General features: G+C 75.7%; 17 protein-coding genes and 1 riboswitch. Of the genes, 7 read left to right on the top strand and 10 right to left on the bottom strand.

Annotation, left to right across the window (positions count from 1 at the left end):
* Positions 1-137: 137 nt before the first annotated feature.
* The 3 genes from STTU_RS25615 to STTU_RS35685 all read right to left on the bottom strand — a co-directional run bounded on the left by STTU_RS25615 (position 138) and on the right by STTU_RS35685 (position 2,443).
* A complete protein-coding gene (locus STTU_RS25615) occupies positions 138-554 on the bottom strand; it encodes a DUF3040 domain-containing protein (RefSeq protein WP_029396617.1) in 417 nt (138 codons plus the stop codon).
* A 253-nt stretch (positions 555-807) separates the two neighbouring features.
* The gene (locus tag STTU_RS25610; RefSeq protein ID WP_010264455.1) at positions 808-1,560 is read right to left on the bottom strand and encodes a methyltransferase; all 753 of its coding nucleotides are present in this window, start codon (positions 1,558-1,560) and stop codon (positions 808-810) included.
* Between the two features lie 199 nt (positions 1,561-1,759).
* The gene (locus STTU_RS35685) at positions 1,760-2,443 is read right to left on the bottom strand and encodes an SAV_6107 family HEPN domain-containing protein (RefSeq protein ID WP_234019319.1); all 684 of its coding nucleotides are present in this window, start codon (positions 2,441-2,443) and stop codon (positions 1,760-1,762) included.
* Between the two features lie 616 nt (positions 2,444-3,059).
* Here STTU_RS35685 and STTU_RS25600 point away from each other — a divergent pair.
* The 3 genes from STTU_RS25600 to STTU_RS25590 are packed head-to-tail and all read left to right on the top strand — an operon-like array spanning position 3,060 to position 6,556.
* Positions 3,060-3,782 carry an ATP-binding cassette domain-containing protein gene (locus tag STTU_RS25600; protein ID WP_007828212.1) on the top strand — a complete coding sequence of 241 codons (723 nt, stop codon included), beginning with the start codon at positions 3,060-3,062 and terminating at the stop codon, positions 3,780-3,782.
* A complete protein-coding gene (locus STTU_RS25595; RefSeq protein WP_043256339.1) occupies positions 3,754-5,895 on the top strand; it encodes a YhgE/Pip family protein in 2,142 nt (713 codons plus the stop codon). The genes STTU_RS25600 and STTU_RS25595 overlap by 29 nt, the downstream gene beginning before the upstream one ends.
* A gap of 37 nt (positions 5,896-5,932) precedes the next feature.
* The gene (locus STTU_RS25590; protein ID WP_007828207.1) at positions 5,933-6,556 is read left to right on the top strand and encodes a TetR/AcrR family transcriptional regulator; all 624 of its coding nucleotides are present in this window, start codon (positions 5,933-5,935) and stop codon (positions 6,554-6,556) included.
* A 37-nt stretch (positions 6,557-6,593) separates the two neighbouring features.
* On the opposite strand, the gene STTU_RS25585 is transcribed toward STTU_RS25590, so the two are convergent.
* A complete protein-coding gene (locus tag STTU_RS25585) occupies positions 6,594-7,127 on the bottom strand; it encodes a hypothetical protein (protein ID WP_043256338.1) in 534 nt (177 codons plus the stop codon).
* Positions 7,128-7,518: 391 nt separating this feature from the next.
* Here STTU_RS25585 and STTU_RS25580 point away from each other — a divergent pair, with 391 nt between their 5' ends.
* Positions 7,519-9,012: a phytoene desaturase family protein gene (locus tag STTU_RS25580; RefSeq protein ID WP_199785047.1), complete on the top strand. Its 1,494-nt coding sequence runs from the start codon at positions 7,519-7,521 to the stop codon at positions 9,010-9,012.
* A gap of 217 nt (positions 9,013-9,229) precedes the next feature.
* Here the strand turns inward: STTU_RS25580 and STTU_RS25575 are convergent, their stop codons facing one another.
* The 5 genes from STTU_RS25575 to STTU_RS25555 form a co-directional block, all read right to left on the bottom strand.
* Positions 9,230-10,402, bottom strand: a complete 1,173-nt coding sequence (locus STTU_RS25575) for a hypothetical protein (RefSeq protein ID WP_199785046.1) — start codon at positions 10,400-10,402, stop codon at positions 9,230-9,232.
* A gap of 43 nt (positions 10,403-10,445) precedes the next feature.
* The gene (gene metF / locus STTU_RS25570) at positions 10,446-11,366 is read right to left on the bottom strand and encodes a methylenetetrahydrofolate reductase [NAD(P)H] (protein WP_007828198.1); all 921 of its coding nucleotides are present in this window, start codon (positions 11,364-11,366) and stop codon (positions 10,446-10,448) included.
* A gap of 57 nt (positions 11,367-11,423) precedes the next feature.
* Positions 11,424-12,131, bottom strand: a complete 708-nt coding sequence (gene thiE, locus STTU_RS25565; RefSeq protein ID WP_007828196.1) for a thiamine phosphate synthase — start codon at positions 12,129-12,131, stop codon at positions 11,424-11,426.
* 78 nt (positions 12,132-12,209) lie between these two features.
* Positions 12,210-12,575: an Rv2175c family DNA-binding protein gene (locus STTU_RS25560; RefSeq protein WP_007828188.1), complete on the bottom strand. Its 366-nt coding sequence runs from the start codon at positions 12,573-12,575 to the stop codon at positions 12,210-12,212.
* An 88-nt stretch (positions 12,576-12,663) separates the two neighbouring features.
* Positions 12,664-13,881 (bottom strand): NAD(P)/FAD-dependent oxidoreductase, encoded by a 1,218-nt coding sequence (locus STTU_RS25555; protein ID WP_007828185.1) that lies wholly within the window; start codon positions 13,879-13,881, stop codon positions 12,664-12,666.
* Positions 13,882-14,118: 237 nt separating this feature from the next.
* Positions 14,119-14,229, top strand: a riboswitch (TPP riboswitch).
* A gap of 16 nt (positions 14,230-14,245) precedes the next feature.
* On the opposite strand from STTU_RS25555, the gene thiO reads away from it, so the two are divergent.
* From thiO to STTU_RS25540, 3 genes are read left to right on the top strand one after another with little or no spacing between them, the layout of a single operon-like run.
* The gene (gene thiO / locus STTU_RS25550) at positions 14,246-15,382 is read left to right on the top strand and encodes a glycine oxidase ThiO (protein ID WP_043256334.1); all 1,137 of its coding nucleotides are present in this window, start codon (positions 14,246-14,248) and stop codon (positions 15,380-15,382) included.
* Complete coding sequence (thiS, locus tag STTU_RS25545; protein ID WP_009064436.1) at positions 15,379-15,591, top strand: sulfur carrier protein ThiS; 213 nt, start codon at positions 15,379-15,381, stop codon at positions 15,589-15,591. Before thiO ends, thiS begins: the two co-directional genes overlap by 4 nt.
* Before the next feature lie 5 nt (positions 15,592-15,596).
* Entirely contained in the window at positions 15,597-16,391 is a 795-nt protein-coding gene (locus STTU_RS25540; RefSeq protein ID WP_007828181.1) for a thiazole synthase, read from the top strand.
* 92 nt (positions 16,392-16,483) lie between these two features.
* Here STTU_RS25540 and STTU_RS25535 read toward each other — a convergent pair whose 3' ends face one another.
* Positions 16,484-16,894, bottom strand: a complete 411-nt coding sequence (locus tag STTU_RS25535; RefSeq protein WP_043256332.1) for a hypothetical protein — start codon at positions 16,892-16,894, stop codon at positions 16,484-16,486.
* Between the last annotated feature and the right edge of the window lie 129 nt (positions 16,895-17,023).

Here is a 17,023-nt window from a genome sequence, read left to right as displayed (position 1 = left end):
GGCCGAGTCCGGGGAGCGCGACGGCGCCGGGACACCCGTCGCGCGGGCGGGTGAGGAACGAGCCCACCGATCACGTCAGGTCCCCCGACACCGGCACCGGCGCTCCCGGAGGCGAAGCCGACGCGACAGGAAAGCTGCTACTGGCCGGATTCGTCGCGGCGCCGTTGCCAGCGCTGTTCGATGCGGTCCATCATTCCGCGCTTCTGGCGGGCGGTACGGCCGCGTGGGGCCGTCGCCTCGCCGCCGGGCGCCGGGGCCTGCTGCTCGCCGGGCTTGGGAGCCTTGCGCCAGCCGGTGATCGCGAGTACCGCGCAGACGAGCATCACGAGGAAGCCGATGACGCCGAAGACGACGCTGCTCACACCGCCCTGGCCGACTCCGCCGACGAGGAGCGCGATGCCGACCAGGAAGCCCACGACCGACAGGTACACCCGGCGACGGGTGTACGTGCGCAGCTTGCTTCCCTCAAGCGCTGTCGCGAATTTGGGATCTTCGGCGTACAGCGCTCGCTCCATCTGCTCGAGCATTCGCTGCTCGTGCTCTGAGAGCGGCACGGGAGTCCTCCTCATCGTGCAGTCGCCGGAGCGACCGGGGGTCCCCTTCAGGATAGGCAGGGAATCGCCCCCGTGAAACCCGCCCCTCTCCGCCAATTCACCGGACGCGACCGGCCGGACACCGAGGGTCCGCCGGCACACCGGTTGTCACCAGCATTCCCGCGAACCCCGACGCCATGCCGGGCGGCCTCCTCCGATCATACGGCGCCTGTGCCGAGGACGGCGGGTCGAGGAATGCCGATCCCCCGGCGGCTCAGTCGCGGGCCGGGCTCTTGCGGCCGAGCACGTGCAACTGGGTGGCCACCGCATGGAACTCGGGGCGGGCCGCGGCGGCGGCTTCGAGGCGCAGGAGGGCGTCGAGCGCGCCGGGTTCGGTGTCGACGAGGACGCCGGGCACGAGGTCCGAGAAGACCCGTACGCCGTGCACGGCGCCGGCCTCGACACCGGCGTCCGCGACGAGCGCGGTGAGCTGCGCGGCGGTGAAGCGGTGCGGTACGGGGTCGGCCGCGCCCCAGCGCCCCTCGGGGTCGTCGAGGGCTTCGCGGGCCTCCGAGAAGTGCCCGGCGAGCGCGCGCGCGAGGACGGCGCCGCCGAGCCCGGCGGCGAGGAGGCTCAGCGTGCCGCCGGGCCGCAGCGCGGCGACGACGTTGCCGAGCCCGGCGGCGGGCTGGTCGAGGTATTCGAGGACGCCGTGGCACAGCACGACGTCGAAGCTCTCGCGGCCGACGACGTCGAAGAGCCCGTGGACATCGCCCTGCACCCCGTGCACGCGAGCGGCGACCCCGGCCTCGGCGGCACGGCGTTCGAGCGCGAAGAGCGCGTTGGGGCTGGGGTCCACGACGGTGACCCGGTGGCCGAGCCCGGCGACGGGCACGGCGAAGTTCCCGGTGCCCCCGCCGGTGTCGAGCACGTCCAGGGTCTGCCCCGCACCGTCGACGGCGTCTTTGAGGACGTCCCAGACGACGGCGGTACGAAGGGCGGCGCGGGGGCGCATCGGGTCGGACACGGTGCTCCTGCGGAGGGGTGGGCGGAGTGGTGGGGCCACCTTATTCCCTGGTGAGCCCTTCCCGCGGGGTGGGCCTCGCGGCGGCTCCGGCCCCGCGCCCCCGCTCCCGATCGGCGCGGGGGTCGGAGGTGCGGGGCGAGCGGGTTGCCGTGGGCGCGGGGGCGTCGAGGGCTGGGCGGGGCTTCGGGGAGCCGGTGGGTCAGGGGATCGTGTGGGGTTCGGGGAGGGCCAGGAGGGTGGTCGCCTTGTGCGTGAAGTCCTCCGCCGCGCGGAGGAGTTCGTCGGCCTGGTCGCTGCTCGCCGGGTCGTGGAGGCCCGCCTCGGCGCGGGCGCGGTGGGCGGCGCTCGCGGTGAAGAGGAGGGTCCACGGGGCGAGGTCCGGGACCGCCTCGGCAAGGGTCTCCCAGGCGCTGCGGATGCCCCGGCGGCCACGCGGCCGGGTGCCCGGCGGCGGTCCGTGCACGGCGAGTACGGCCGAAGCGGCCCGCAGCGCGGCCCGGTGCGCGGCGGCGTAGCGCTCCGGGCCGGTCCCGTCCCGCGCCACCGCCAGTTCCTCGCGGGCCCGTTCGAGCAGGTCCCGCGCGGCGGGCGGTGCCCCGGCCTTGCGCAGCACGGGGTGCACGTCCTCGCCGGGCGGCGTGGGCTGCCGGGGGATGACGGCCGGGGGGACGGGCACGGGACCGGGCGCCACGGCTTCGGGCGCACCGGCAGGGGGGCCGGAGGCCGGGACGTCCCCCGCCTCCCGCGCGGACTCCTTCGCCGGGCCGGGCTCCTCGCGAGGGGGCTGGGCCTCGGCGGGCCGCACCTCGACACGTCGCGGGCGCTCCGCCTCGGCGGGGCGCACCTCGGCACCTCCCGGGCGCTCCGCCTCGGCGGACCGCACCTCGCCACCTCCCGGGCGTCCCGCTTCGCCGGGGGACCCGGCCGAACGGGCCTCCTCCGCAGGCGTACGGGGCTCTTCGGCGAGTACGTCCCGGGAAGGCGCGCCCGCCCGCGTCGCCGCCGGGCGGTCGCGCTCGCCGGGGCGCGGGGTCCTCGCCGCCGGGCCGCGCGGTCCCGGGCGCACGGGCTGGGCGGGAGCGACGGGGAAGGCGAGCTGACGGGCGACGCGGCGGGGCGTGCGGGGAGAGCGGGGCGCCGTGGGAACGACAGTCGTCTGGGCGGGCTCCGGGAGCCGCAGTTGCTCCGGCGGCTCACCCCGCTCCTCACGGACGCCGCGACCGCGCCTCCCCTCCTCGCGGGCTCCGCTCTCCGGTCGAGGGGTTGCGGCGTCACCGCTGGGCGTGTGGGCCATGGCGTACCTCCTCCGTCCTGGAGCGCGCTCCGCTCCCTGTCACCGTGACCGCGTGTGCCCCCATCCTCGCTTCCCGCACTGACAATCGGCCCTGAGCTGGACATTCGCCCCGATCGGCGGACTCTCTCGCGCGGATGTGCATACTGGTGGGGGTTTTTTGTACTGACTGGTCAGAACAAGAGAGAGCGAAGGAAAGGGGTCCCGCATGGAGACGGAGCACCGCGGTGCCGCTCTCGACGTCCTCGGTCTCGGGCTAAAAGGGCCCCGCGGCTGGGTCTTCCGCGGGATCGGGTTCCACGCGGAGCCGGGGGCGCTGCTCGCCGTCACGGGGGCCTCGGGCAGCGGGCGCACGTGTCTCCTGCTCGCCCTCTGCGGCCGTATGCGCACGCACGAGGGCTCCGCGCGCGTCGCGGGGCTGCCGCTGCCCCGGCGGCTCGGGGCCGTGCGGCGGATCGCGGCACTCGCCCACGTGCCGGGCGTCAGCGAGCTCGACCCCGCGCTCACCGTCGCCGAGCACGTGCGCGAACGCGCCCTCCTCGAAAGGGGGTTCGCGCTGCTCCCCCGGCGCCGGGCCGAGCGCGGGGCGCGGGCGGAGGCCGCCCTCGCCGCCGCGGGGCTCGATCCCGGCGCGCTGCCGAAGGGGCCCCGTACCGCCGTGCGCGACCTGGAGCGGGTCGAGGCGCTGCGCCTCGCCCTCGCGCTCGCGCTCTTCGGGCGGCCCCGGCTGCTCGCCGTGGACGACGTCGACCTCAAGCTCTCCGACGACGAACGCGCCGAGGTCTGGGCGCTGTTGCGGACGCTCGCCGCCTCCGGCGTCACGGTGCTCGCGGTGTGCGGCGAACCTCCCGAGGACGCCCAGGTGATACGTACCGACTCGACAGGGAACGAGGTGGACGACCGTGCGGTCCCCGCGACTCGCGGCGCTTGAGCTGCGGCGGTTCGGGCGCGGGCGGCTGCCGCGCGCGGCGCTCGTGGCGCTCCTGCTGCTCCCGCTGCTCTACGGAGCCCTCTACCTGTGGTCGTTCTGGGACCCGTACGGGCGGCTCGACAAGATCCCCGTCGCCCTCGTCAACGAGGACACCGGCGCGAAGGCCAAGGGCCAGGAGGTGGACGCGGGGCGGCAGATCGTGCGGGGGCTGCGCGACAGCGACACCTTCGACTGGCAGGAGACCGACGCGCGCCACGCCCGCGAGGGCGTCGAGAACGGCACGTACTACCTCTCGCTCACCCTCCCCGCCGACCTCAGCTCCCGCATCGCGTCGAACGCGGGCGACAAGACCGGGACCGGCACGCTCGACGTCCGGACCAACGACGCGAACAACTACATCGTCGGGCAGATCTCGCGCACCGTCTTCTCCGAGGTCAGGTCCGCCGCCTCGACGCGCGCGACCCGCTCCTTCCTCGACCGGATCTTCGTCTCCTTCTCCGACCTGCACGACCAGACGTCGAAGGCCGCGAGCGGCGCGGACAAGCTGAAGAACGGCAGCGACGAGGCGGGGAGCGGCGCGGGGAAGCTCGTGTCCGGGCTCGCCGACGCGCAGGACGGCGGGGACGGGCTCGTCCGCGGTCTCGGCACGCTCGACGCGGGCGCGGCCGACCTCGCGAGCGGCGCGGGGAAGGTCGCGGACGGGACCGGGGAACTGGCCGGGAAGGTGAACAAGGCCGCCGGGCAGCTCGGGCCCTTCCTCCGCGAGAACCAGAAGTCCCTGGGCGAGGCCGCCGGGCTCGTCGCGGACGGCGCGGGCACGGTCCGCGCGCACCTCGACGACCTGGTGAAGGCCGCGCCGGAGGCGGCGCGCGAGGCCCGTACCGCCTCGGCGACGCTCGACAAGGTGTACGCCGAGCAGTGCGGCGCGCGACGGTCCGCGAGCCCCGCTCCCGGCGCCACGCCCTCCGGAGCGCCGTCGCCGTCCGGCGCCACCGACCCCTCCCCCGCCTGCCCCGCCCTCGCGGAGGCGAAGAAGGCGGCGGCCCAGGTCGCGACGGTCTCCGGCGACCTCGACACCCTGATCGGCGAGCGCGGCGGCGTCGACGGGCTCGACCACGACCTCGCCACGCTCACGACGCAGGCCCGCGCCCTCCAGAAGCAGGCTCCGCACCTCGCCGACGACCTCGACACGGCGGTGGCGAGAATCAACGCGCTCGACAAGGGCGCGCAGCGCGTCGCGGACGGCGCGGACCGGCTCCGGACCGGTCTCGGCACGGCGCGCACGGGCGCGACGACGCTCGACGAGGGACTCGGCGCGCTGCACAGCGGCGCGGGCGACCTCTCCGCCGGGCTGCGCCGCCTCTCAGACGGCTCCGGGACGCTCGCGAACGGGCTGCACGAGGGCGCGGGCAAGATCCCCGACTACGGCGACGACGCGCGCGCCGCGCACGCCGGGGCGATGGCCGACCCGGTCCGGCTCGCCTCGCACGACCTGCACAAGGCGCCCAACTACGGGACGGGCTTCGCCCCGTACTTCATCCCGCTCGCCTTGTGGGTCGGCGCGATGGTCGCGTACATGCTCATCGCCCCGCTCAACCGGCGGGCGCTCGCGACGGGTACCGCCGCGGCGCGCGCCACGCTCGCGTCCTGGCTGCCGGTCGTGGCGCTCGGCTTCGCACAGGCCGGGGCGCTCATGGCCGTACTGCACTGGGGCATCGGGCTCGACCTGGAGCGACCGGTGGCCACCATCGCGTTCCTCTTCCTCGTCACGGCGTGCTTCGCCGCGCTCGTGCAGTGGCTCAACGCGCAGTTCGGCGCCGCGGGGCGCATCCTCGTGCTCGCGCTGCTCATGCTCCAGCTCACCTCGGCGGGCGGGACGTACCCGGTCGAGACGAGTCCCGCCTTCTTCCACGCGCTCCATCCCTTCCTGCCCATGAGCTACGTCGTCGAGGCGCTGCGGCGGCTCGTGACGGGCGGCGGGCTCGGCCCGGTGTGGGAGGGCTGCGCGGTGCTCGGCGGCTTCACCCTCGCGGCGCTCGCGCTGACGGCGTGGCGGGCGCGGCGGGCGCAGGTGTGGACGGTGGAGCGGCTGCACCCGGAGCTGAGCCTGTGAGCGACGGGTGGGGGGCGGGCCTGTGAGAATCGGGGGTATGGACAGCAGCAGCACCGGCGGCGACCGGCGGCAGGCGACGCGGCAGAAGCTCTACGAGGCGGCGGTCACGCTCATCGCGGAGCAGGGTTTCTCCTCGACCACCGTCGACGAGATCGCGGAGCGGGCCGGCGTCGCCAAAGGCACCGTCTACTACAACTTCCAGAGCAAGGCGGGGCTCTTCGAGGCGCTGCTGCGGCACGGCGTCGGGCTGCTCACGGCGGCACTGCGCGAGGCGGCGGAACGGACGGCCGCGGCGGGCGACGGCCCGGTCGTCGCGCTGGACGCGATGATCCGGGCGGGGCTCGTCTTCATCGACCGCTATCCCGCGTTCACCCAGCTCTACGTGGCGGAGCTGTGGCGCACGAACCGGGCCTGGCAGGCCACGCTCGGCGTCGTGCGGCAGGAGGTCGTGGCGGTCGTCGAGGAAACCCTCACGGAGGGGGTCGCGGCCGGGGAGCTGAGCGAGGAGATCGACGTCCCGCTCACGGCGGCGGCACTCGTCGGCATGGTCCTCGTCGCGGCACTCGACTGGCAGGCGTTCCAGCCGGAACGCTCACTCGCCGAGGTGCACGGGGCGCTGTCGCTGCTGCTGCGGGGGCGGGTGGCGGGACGACCGGGGTGAGGGGGCGGTCGCGTCGGGAGGACGAGGACCCGGGGAATCAGCGCCGGGGCGCAGGGGGCCGCACCCCAGCCGGACCGGTGTCCGCCTCGTGCACTTCGCGGGTCAGCCAGTCCAGCCACTCCTCCACGCCGCGCCGGGCCCAGATGCTGAGGCCCGTGGCGGCGCTGTTCGCCCACCAGACGAGCGCGAGGAACCAATTGCCGCCCAGCGCCCACACCAGGCCGAGGACGACGTAGAACGCAGGCAGGCCCCACCGCCAGCGCCCGCGCGGCCACTGCTCGCGCACCGGCCGCCGCTGGTCCTCCTGGAGCACGAACCAGGCGACCCGGTGCCCGGCACTGTCCCGGGGCGGGTAACCGCACATCAACCGGCGGCGCGTCCTCAGGAAGGCGAGCGGCCCGAGCCCGGTGGTCCGCACGGCTCGACGGAGGCGGAAGAGCACCACGACGGCCATCCCGGCCGCGAGAACGCCGCAGCACGGAAGCCAGAAGATCAGCAGGTTGTCCCCGCCCGCCCACAGAGCCGTACTGAGCAGGAGCGCGAGACCGCACGCGGTGAGGGCGAGGCGCATCCACCGCGGCTGAGCGCGCGGACCGGTCGGCCGCTCCACTTCCGCCGGTACCTCTTCTCCCCGCGCGCCCTGTCCCACCACGGCCACCCCCGTCGTCCGTCCGCCGTCATGCGCGGTTCCGGGTACCCGTACAGCGGCGAGGTAACGGGCGCTCTTGGGCCAAGGAGCCCACCGCGCCGTTCCGCCGCCCCGTGCCGGCGGTACGGGGCGGCAGGCCCCGATCCGTGCACCACTGTGCCGTCCGCGCAGGTCGGGGCCCATCCGTCGCCGTACTCAACCCGGGGTCTGAGTAGCGGTACTCAGGGCCTGGGGGCGGGGGCCCGGTCGGGTCCGCGCGGGGGACGCGGGACGGGGCGCGGGGCGGGTGTGAGGGGCGGATAAAGTCGCTGGCATGGCACGGATTGTGGTGATCGGCGCGGGGCTCGGCGCCATGGCGGCGGCGGCGCGGCTCGCGATCGCGGGGCACCGGGTGGTGGTGCACGAGCGGGGCGCGACGTACGGGGGCGCGCTCGGCGAGTACGCGCGGGACGGGTTCCGCTTCGACACGGGGCCGGGGCTCCTGACGCTGCCCGCCGTGTACCGGGACCTGTTCGTGAAGACGGGCCGCGCCGAGCTGGAGGACCGGGTCGTCCTGGAACAGGTGGACCCCGCGGCACGCCACGTCTTCGCCGACGGTACGGAGTTCGCGCTGCCGAACGCCTCGCGCGGCGGCGTCGCGCAGGCGCTGGACGCCGCCCTCGGCGCGGGTACCGGCGCGCGGTGGACGGACTTCCTCGGCCGGGCGCGCGAGGCGTGGGACCGTACCCGCCGCCCGCTCCTGGAGGAGACCCAGTGGCCCAACTGGCAGGTTCTCGCCGCGCGCGAGCCGTACCCGGCGCTCCCCGTGCGCAGGCTGCTGCGCCGCGAGCGGCGCGCGACGACGCTCGCCGAGGTGGGTGAGCTGGAGCTGCGCGAGCCGCGGCTGCGGGCGCTCCTGGAGAGCTACGCGCTCGCCGCCGGACTCGACGCGGAGCGGGTCCCGGCGAGCGCGGCCGTACTGCCGTTCATCGAGCACACCTTCGGGGTGTGGGCGGTACGGGGCGGCCTGCGCGCGCTCGCGGACGCGGTGCACGCGCGGTGCGTCGAGCGGCGCGTGGAGTTCGTGTTCGGCTCCGAGGTGACGCGGATCGTCGAGAAGGACGGGCGTGCGGCCGGTGCCGAACTCGCGGACGGCTCGGTCGTGGAGGCGGAGCACGTCGTGGCGGGGGTCGCCCCGGCAGTGCTCGCGCGGCTGCTGGGCGGTACCGCGCCGTGGCCGGCGGACGGCGTGCCGCCCCGTACGGAGGGTGCGGCGCGTCTCCTCGTACTGCTCGCGCTGCGCGGGGAGCGCCCCGAGGGGACCGTCGTGCGCACGGTGCTGCACAGCCCCGACGCGGCGGCGGAGCGCGCGGCGCTCGCGGCGGGGAGGCTGCCGGACCGGCCGACCGTGACGGTGCTGCGCCCCGACGACCCGGACCGGGTCCCCGGCGCGGGGCACGAGGCGGTGACGCTGACGGTGACGGTCCCGGCGGGCGCCGAGGTGCCGGAGGGGTACGTGGCGGAGCTGATCGACCGGGTCGGGGCCGCCGTCGTACCGGAGCTGCGCGCGCGTCTGCTGTGGCACGAGACGCTGACCCCGGCGGCGGCCGAGGAGGCGACGGGCACGCCGGGCGGCGCGGTTCCCGCCCCGGCGCTCGCCGCCGGCGGCGGCCGGTGGCTCCACCCGGCCAACTCGACGGCGCTGCCGGGCCTCCACGCGGTGGGCGGCTGGTCCCACCCGGGCGGCGGACTGCCGCACGCGGGGATGTCGGGAGCGCTCGTCGCGGGGCTGATCGTGGAGGGGGCGGGGTTCACGGGGTCGACGTGAGGGGGTGGTGCCCCTCGCAGGGGGCGTGGCCTTCGCGCGGGGGGGTGAACAGCCCCCTCCCGCCCGGGGGGCGACCCCAATACCATCCTCCCCCAACCCCACCCCCCACCCGCGCCATCCACGAACATCTGTGGATAACTCGGGGAAACCCGCACAACGTCTCACCCGAAAGCGTGAGCGCTTTTCCCGGAAGCTCTGGGCAGGGCCGAGGCTGCCCTCACCCCCGGTACCCGTACCCCTCGCTCCCCTCGTACGAGCCCGCCGGCCACGCCCCGCCCTGCTCCTCGCCCTCGCCGCGCTGGCGCGGCACCCACACCCCGCCGGGCGGGGTCTCCTGCGGGGAGGGTTCCTGCACGGGGTAGCCGTAGCCGGATGTCGCGTACGGGTCGGCGTAGGGATCCGCGTACGGGACCGCGTAGGGGTCCGCCGCGGGCTGCTGGTACTGCTCCTGGGGGGCCGCGTACTGCTGCTGCCCGTACTGCTGCCCCCAGCCGTCCGTCGTGGTGCCCCACGTTCCGGTGGCGTCGCCCTGGACGAGCCCCGCCCACGTGCCGCTGGGGTCCTGGGGCTGTTGCGCGAACGCGCCGCCGAAGGGGGACGCGTGCGCGAAGGAGCCGGTGTCGTACGCACCCGCACCCGCACCCGGGTCGTACGCGCCCGTGCCGTACGCCCTCGCTTCGTACATCCCGGCCGGACCCGTGCCGTACGCGACGGCGCCCGCCCCCGCGTCGTCGTAGGCGGGCTGCTGCTGCGCGCCGTTGGGGTCCCACGCGGCGGGCGGCGCCTCGGGGGCGTAGCCGTGGGCGGTGTATGGGTCGTACCCGGACTGGTAGCCGGGGGTGTGGTCGGCGGCCGGGGCCCGCCAGTCGGCCTCCGCCGGTGAGGACGACTCGCTCAGGACGCCCCGGCCCTCCGCGACGTTGACCGCGTCGAAGACCGCCGAGGTGGCGGCCTCCCCGGCTTCACCGGACTCACCGGCACCCGCGGCGCCCCCGGTCGGCGCGGAACCCGTGGAACCCGCCGCCCCCGGCGCGACCGCGTCGCTCTCGTCGCGCAGGTCCGAGACCTCCAGCGCGGGGCCCCGCTCCCGCTCGCCGCGCACGCGGTCGCCGAGCGCGCCGAGCTTCTCGCCCGCCTTGCCCTTGAGGGCCCAGCCGGCCGCGAAGCCGCGCCGGAAGGAGAGCGTGACGAGGGTCTGTCCGGCCGCGAAGGCGAGCGCGCCGAGGACGATCACGAAGACCGAGGCCATGAGCACGCCGAGCACGACGCCGAGGAACCCGGCGAAGGCGAGCAGGCGCCAGCGCAGCCGCGCCTTGTACTGGAGCAGCACCTCCCCGAGGAGCCACAACGCCACTACGGCAAAAGCGAAATAGAGGACCGCCCAGCCCATGTACGCCCCTCTCGCCCCGGCATGGGGGCCGGGGTCCGTCGGATCAGGGCCTGTGGTGGGGCAGGCCCAGATTCTCGTGGATCTCCAGTGTCGCCGTGGAGTTGTTGAGCGTGATGAAGTGCAGCCCCGGGACATCCTCGGCCAGCAGTCGCGCGCAGAACTCTGTGGCGAACTCGATTCCCAAGGAGCGTACAGCCGCCGGGTCGTCCTTCGCCGCGAGCATGCGTTCTTTCACCGTCTCGGGGAAGACGGCGGTGCTCAGCCGCGAGAGCCGTTCGAGCTGGCGCACGCTCGTCACCGGCATGACCTCGGGAATCACCGGGGTCTCGCACCCGGCGGCGGAGAGCCGGTCGCGCAGGCGCAGGTAGGAGGCCGGATCGAAGAACATCTGCGTGATCGCGTAATCCGCCCCGGCACGGCACTTGTCGACGAAGTACCGGACGTCGGAGTCCCAGTTCTCGGAGCGCGGATGCATGTCGGGGAAGGCCGCGACACCCACGCAGAAATTTCCCGATTCCTTGATGAGGCGGACGAGTTCGGCGGCGTAGGTCAGTCCGTCCTCGCGCGCCACCCAGTCCCCGAGCGGGTCCCCGGGCGGGTCGCCGCGCACGGCGAGGATGTTCCGGACGCCGCCGTCCGCGTACTGCCCGATCATGTGGCGCAGTTCGGCGACCGAGTGCTCGACGGCGGTGAGGTGGGCGACCGGGACGAGGGTGGTGTTCTCGGCGATCGCCTGCGTGGCGCGCACGGTGCCGGTACGGGTGCTGCCGCCCGCGCCGTACGTCACCGAGACGAAGCTCGGCGCGACGGCCTCGACGCGGCGCAGCGCGTTCCACAGGTTGCGCTCGCCCTTCGGGGTCTTCGGCGCCCAGAACTCGAAGGAGTAGGAGCGTTTGCCGCTCGCGAGCACCTCCGCCACGGTCGGGTGCTCGGAGGTCCAGGTGGATGCGGTGCCGGAGGCCATACGGGCAGGGTAGCCAGTAGCCGCCGGTCAGGGCGCTACGGAAGGGCGTTATGCCCGTTACGCGGACTTCTTGTCCACGCTTTGGACGGAGGGCGTCCCCAGGGGCAGCGCGCGCAACCGGCGGGCGAGCTCGCGGGCCGCGTGCTCCGGGTCCTCGGCCTCGGTCAGCGCGCGTACGACGACGACGCGGCGCGCGCCCGCGTCGAGGACCTCGTCGAGGCGGGCCGCGTCGATGCCGCCGATCGCGAACCAGGGGCGCGTGGTGCCGAGGGCGGCGGCGTACCGCACGAGGGGAAGGCCGGGCGCCGGGCGGCCCGGCTTGGTGGGGGTCGGCCAGCAGGGGCCGGTGCAGAAGTAGTCGACGCCGTCCTGCACGGCCGCCGCCGCGGCCTCCGCCTCGCTGTGGGTCGAGCGGCCGATGAGCGCGTCGGGGCCGATCAGGGCGCGCGCGGCGGGGACGGGGAGGTCGCCCTGGCCGAGGTGGAGCACGTCGGCGCGGGCGGCGTGGGCGACGTCGGCGCGGTCGTTCACGGCGAGGAGTTTGCCGTGGCGGCGGCAGGCGTCGGCGAAGACCTGGAGCAGTTCCAGTTCCTCGGCGGCTTCCAGGCTCTTGTCCCGCAGCTGGACGATGTCGACGCCGCCGGAGAGGACGGCGTCGAGGAAGGCGGGGAGGTCGTTCCGGTGCTTGCGGGCGTCCGTGCAGAGGTAGAGACGGGCGTCCGCGAGTACGGTGCGCGCCGCCGCGTGCGGTGTCCGGTCCGGCATGTCCCACCCCTGTTCGTATGACCTGACGATCATGCCACTCGCCCAGGGGTGGGCGTCACCGTGGTCCCGCGGCCCGGCTCAGACGGCCAGGGCCTGGGCGCGGCGCTTCACCTCCGTGCCACGGTTCTCGCTCATGGCCTGGGCGGGGGTGCCGGGAAGCGTCGGGTCGGGGGTGAACATCCACTGGATGATCTCCACGTCGTCGAAGCCGTCGTCGCGCAGCAGGGTCAGCAGCCCGGCGAGTCCCCGCACGGTGCGGTTGCCGTCGAGGAAGGCGGCGGGCACGTAGAGCGCGTTGTTCTCGCCCCGGCGGACGGCGACGAGCTGGCCCTCCTTCACCAGCTGGCGCACCCGGGTCACCTCGACGTCGAACCGTTCGGCGATGTCGGGGAGGCTGAGCCACTCGGGGACGAGCGCTTCGGTCTTGGCATCAATCTGGGTCACGGGACAAGCGTGCCATCCCGGGCGGCCGGGCGGTAGCGGGAGGGTCCCCGCGGGCGACGGGCCCGGGGAACGGGGCCCGGTGAGCGGCTCAGCGCACGGCCGTCTTCAGGGGTCGCGCCGGGTCCGCGAGGAGCGCGGGGTCGAGCGTCGCGCCCGAGGCGATGAGCTTGCGGCCCTGGGCGAGGTCGCGGGGGCGGCCGACGGCGAGCACGGCGGCGAGCCGCCCGTCCTCCTCCAGCCAGCACACGGACCAGGCGGGCCCGTCCGGGGCGCCGCGCCACACGAGGCGGCTCGCGCCCGCGTGGTCGCCCGCGTACTGCACGAAGCGGCCGAACTGCTCGGACCAGAAGTAGGGCACCGGGTCGTAGGGCTCGGCGCGCTCGCCGGTGAGGACGCCGGCCAGGGTGTGCGGGCCCTGGAGGGCGTTGTCCCAGTGGTGGACGAGGAGGCGCCGCCCGTACCGCCGCGACGGGAAGGAGGCGCAGTCGCCGACGGCGTGGACGTCGGGCAGCGAGGTGCGCAGCCAGGCGTCGGTGCGGACGGAGCCGTCCGGGGCGAGGTCGATGCCGGAGCCTTCGAGCCAGCCGGTGACGGGGCGGGCGCCGATGCCGACGAGGACGGCGTCGGCGGGTACGCGCTCGCCGCCCTCCAGCACGACGGCCGTGTCCTCGACGGCGGCGACGCGGGAGCCGGTCCGCAGCCGGGCGCCCGCCTCGGCGTACCACTTCGCCATCGGCGCGGCGACCTCGGCGGGCAGCGCGCCGCTGAGCGGGTGCCCGGTGGCCTCCAGGACGGTGACGGCGCAGCCCGCCTCGCGCGCGGCGGTCGTGAATTCGGCGCCGATCCAGCCGGCGCCGACGACGGCCACCTCGGCGCGGCGCGCGAGCACCTCGCGCAGGGCCCGCACGTCGTCGAGGGTGTGCAGGAGGTGGACGTGGGGGTGCTGGGCCGTGCCGGGGAGCCGTACGGGCGCGGCGCCGGTCGCGAGCACGAGGTGGTCGTAGCCGAGCGGGCCCTCGCTCGTGTCGATCTCGTGCGCGGCGGCGCGCAGTCCGCTCGCGCGGACCCCGAGGCGCAGTTCGGTGCCGAGCGCGGCGAAGTCGACGTCGAAGGCGGAGGTCTCGGCGCTGCCGAGGAGCACGGACTTGGAGAGCGGCGGGCGGTCGTACGGGGCGTGCGGCTCCTCACCGAGCAGTACGACGTCCCCGCCGTACCCCTCCTCGCGCAGCGCCACGACGGTCCGCACGCCCGCCATCCCGGCGCCGACGACAACGACCCGCCCCTGCTGCTCCCGGTCTCCGCTCACGCCCGCAACTCTAGGCCGCCCACCCCACCCCCCGGGCCCGAGCCCGCAAGAGATCCCGCCCACACCGACCCTCCGCCCACGATCCGGGACCGGGGACCGGGGGCCATCGGGACCGGGGCCGGGGCCTCCCGGCGGAGGCCGTACGACCGGGGCCGAGGGGCCGGGACGGGACGGCCCGTGGCCCGGGTGGAGCGGGGACCGCCGCCGGGGGCCGCGCCCGCACCGCCTAAGCTGTGCCGCGCACACCGCGGGAGTCCGGGCGGACCGGGCTGAGAGGGGGGCTGCGGCCTCCGACCGTATGAACCTGATCCGGGTCATTCCGGCGAAGGGAGGGGGCTTGGTGGCCAGTGGTGGGGATGTCCTCGTGGTCGGGGGCGGGATCGTCGGGCTCGTGACGGCGTGGCGGGCCGCGCTCGGCGGGGCGCGGGTGACCGTGGTCGATCCGGAGCCGGGGGGCGGGGCGGCGCAGGTCGCCGCCGGGATGCTCGCCGCCGTCACCGAACCGCACCACGGCGAGGAGGCGTTGCTCGCGCTCGGGCTCGCCTCGGCGCGGCGGTGGCCGGAGTTCGCCGCCGAACTGGGCGAGGCGAGCGGGCGGGACCTCGGGTACCGGACCTGCGGGACGCTCGCCGTCGCGCTGGACGCCGACGACCGCGCCGAACTGCGCGAACTCCACGCCCTGCACACGCGTCGCGGGCTCGACGCGCAGTGGCTGACGGGGCGTGAGTGCCGTCGTCTGGAGCCGATGCTCGCGCCGGGGATACGGGGCGGGCTGCGTGTCGAGGGCGACCACCAGGTCGATCCGCGCCGGGTCGTGGGGGCGCTGCTCGTCGCCTGCGCGCGGGCCGGGGTGGAGTTCCGGCGGGCGAGGGCGGCGCGGCTCGTGGTGGAGGCGGAGCGGGCGCGCGGGGTCGTCCTCGCGGACGGCGCGCGCCTCGACGCGGCGCGCACGGTGCTCGCGGCCGGGTGCTTCAGCACGGACCTGGAGGGGCTGCCGCCCGAGGTCGCCGTGCCCGTACGGCCCGTGAAGGGGCAGGTCCTGCGGCTGCGGATGGACGGCGCGTACGCGGACTTCCTGCGGCGCACGGTGCGCGCGGTCGTGCGGGGCGGGAGCCTCTACCTCGTGCCGCGCGAGAACGGCGAACTCGTGGTCGGCGCGACGAGCGAGGAGCGGGGCAGGGACACGACGGTCACGGCGGGCGGCGTGTACGCCCTGCTGCGCGACGCGCACGAACTGCTCCCCGGCATCACGGAACTCGCCCTCACCGAGACCCGTGCCGGGCTGCGCCCCGCCTCGCCCGACAACGCGCCCCTCCTCGGCCCCACGGCGCTCCCCGGGCTGCACCTCGCGACGGGCCACGGCCGCAACGGTGTCCTGCTCGCCCCGGAGACGGGCGCCGTCATGGCGCACGCGCTGGCGCACGACGCGCTGCCCGAGGCGGCGCTCCCCTTCAGTCCCCGGCGATTCACGCGTACCCACACCCCGGAGCCCGTGCTGTGAACCTCGACCTGACCGTGAGAGTCAATGGCGCCGAGCGTGCCGTTCCGCCGGGAACGACGCTCGACGCGCTCGTCGCCGGGCTGAGCCGGGCCCGTACGGGCGTCGCCGCCGCCGTCAACGAGACGGTCGTCCCGCGCGGCGACTGGCCCGCGACCGTGCTCGCCGCGGGGGACCGCGTCGAGATCCTGACCGCTGTACAGGGAGGCTGAGCACCATGGCCGACGATCCTTTCGTCCTCGGCGGCACCACGTACGCCTCGCGCCTGATCATGGGGACGGGCGGGGCGCCCAGTCTCGACGTCCTGGAGCGCGCGCTGACCGCCTCGGGCACGGAGCTGACGACGGTCGCGATGCGCCGCCTGGACCCGGGCACGCAGGGTTCGGTGCTCTCGGTGCTCGACCGGCTCGGCATCCGCGTGCTGCCGAACACGGCGGGCTGCCACACGGCGGGCGAGGCGGTGCTCACGGCGCGTCTCGCGCGGGAGGCGCTCGGCACGGACCTCGTGAAGCTGGAGGTCGTCGCGGACGAGCGCACGCTGCTTCCCGACCCGGTGGAGCTGCTCGACGCGGCCGAGGTCCTCGTCGACGACGGGTTCACCGTGCTCCCGTACACGAACGACGACCCGGTGCTCGCGCGGAAGCTGGAGGACGTGGGCTGCGCGGCCGTCATGCCGCTCGGCTCGCCGATCGGCTCCGGGCTCGGCATCCGCAATCCGCACAACTTCCAGCTCATCACGGAGCGGGCGCGGGTCCCGGTGATCCTCGACGCGGGCGCCGGAACGGCCTCGGACGTGGCGCTCGCGATGGAGCTGGGCTGCGACGCGGTGATGCTCGCCTCGGCCGTGACGCGGGCGCGCGAGCCGGAGCTGATGGCGCGCGCGATGCGGCACGCGACGGAGGCGGGGCGCCTGGCCCGCCGCGCGGGCCGCATCCCGCGCCGCCACTTCGCCGAGGCGTCCTCCCCGCTGGAGGGCCGCGCCGAGCTGGACCCGGAGCGTCCGGCGTTCTGAGGTACGGGGACGGGGCTGCGGTCCACGGACGGGGCTGCGGCGCGCGGGCGGGGCTGCGATCCGCGGACGCGTCGGCCCCGCCCCGTCCCGCCTCACCCCCCGCTCCGCACCCCCGTCAGGTGGTCCCGGAACTCCTGGAAGGCGTGCCACCCCGACGTGTCGCCCGCCTCGGTGAGCACCCAGCCCGCCGGGTCGCAGGCGCGCGCGCCCAGCGCCTCCGCGATGCGCAGGACGACGGGGAGGACGTCGTCCCCGCCGCCGCGCACGTGGAGCATGACCGCGTCGACCGGCTCCGCGTCCCCGATGTTCAGCTCCATGGACCAGCCGGGCCCCTCCAGTTCCCCCCAGGCCGGGTCGGAGAGGTCGGCCTCGGGCACGGCCCCCGCGAGCGCGGCGAGCACGTCGGCGCGCGGGCCGAGGGGAAGCCCGGGGGAGCCCTCGGGCAGGTCCTCCACCGAGGCGCAGCCCTCGGGCAGCCGCAGCACCAGCACGTCCCAGCTCATGTCCAGTTCCTTCCGTCCGGCCACGTGGGGGGGCGGGCGAGCGCGCCCGGTGACCGCCTCCACCGTGCCACCCGCCACTGACACCGCGTGACACGGCCGCCCCGGACGGCTCCGGTCGGCCCCGTAGAC

The sequence above is a fragment of the Streptomyces sp. Tu6071 genome (genome assembly GCF_000213055.1).
Lineage (GTDB): Bacteria > Actinomycetota > Actinomycetes > Streptomycetales > Streptomycetaceae > Streptomyces > Streptomyces evansiae.
Note: the sequence above shows the minus strand (reverse complement) of the source record. Positions and strands in the feature narration are given on the sequence as shown.

Bases quoted from the DNA above. Each gene is read 5' to 3' on its own strand.
- STTU_RS25600 (WP_007828212.1), top strand. From the start codon at position 3,060: ATGGAGACGGAGCACCGCGGTGCCGCTCTCGACGTCCTCGGTCTCGGG.
- STTU_RS25590 (WP_007828207.1), top strand. From the start codon at position 5,933: ATGGACAGCAGCAGCACCGGCGGCGACCGGCGGCAGGCGACGCGGCAG.
- STTU_RS25585 (WP_043256338.1), bottom strand. From the start codon at position 7,127: ATGCGCCTCGCCCTCACCGCGTGCGGTCTCGCGCTCCTGCTCAGTACG.
- STTU_RS25580 (WP_199785047.1), top strand. From the start codon at position 7,519: ATGGCACGGATTGTGGTGATCGGCGCGGGGCTCGGCGCCATGGCGGCG.
- STTU_RS25575 (WP_199785046.1), bottom strand. From the start codon at position 10,402: ATGGGCTGGGCGGTCCTCTATTTCGCTTTTGCCGTAGTGGCGTTGTGG.
- metF (WP_007828198.1), bottom strand. From the start codon at position 11,366: ATGGCCTCCGGCACCGCATCCACCTGGACCTCCGAGCACCCGACCGTG.
- thiE (WP_007828196.1), bottom strand. From the start codon at position 12,131: ATGCCGGACCGGACACCGCACGCGGCGGCGCGCACCGTACTCGCGGAC.
- STTU_RS25540 (WP_007828181.1), top strand. From the start codon at position 15,597: ATGGCCGACGATCCTTTCGTCCTCGGCGGCACCACGTACGCCTCGCGC.
- STTU_RS25535 (WP_043256332.1), bottom strand. From the start codon at position 16,894: ATGAGCTGGGACGTGCTGGTGCTGCGGCTGCCCGAGGGCTGCGCCTCG.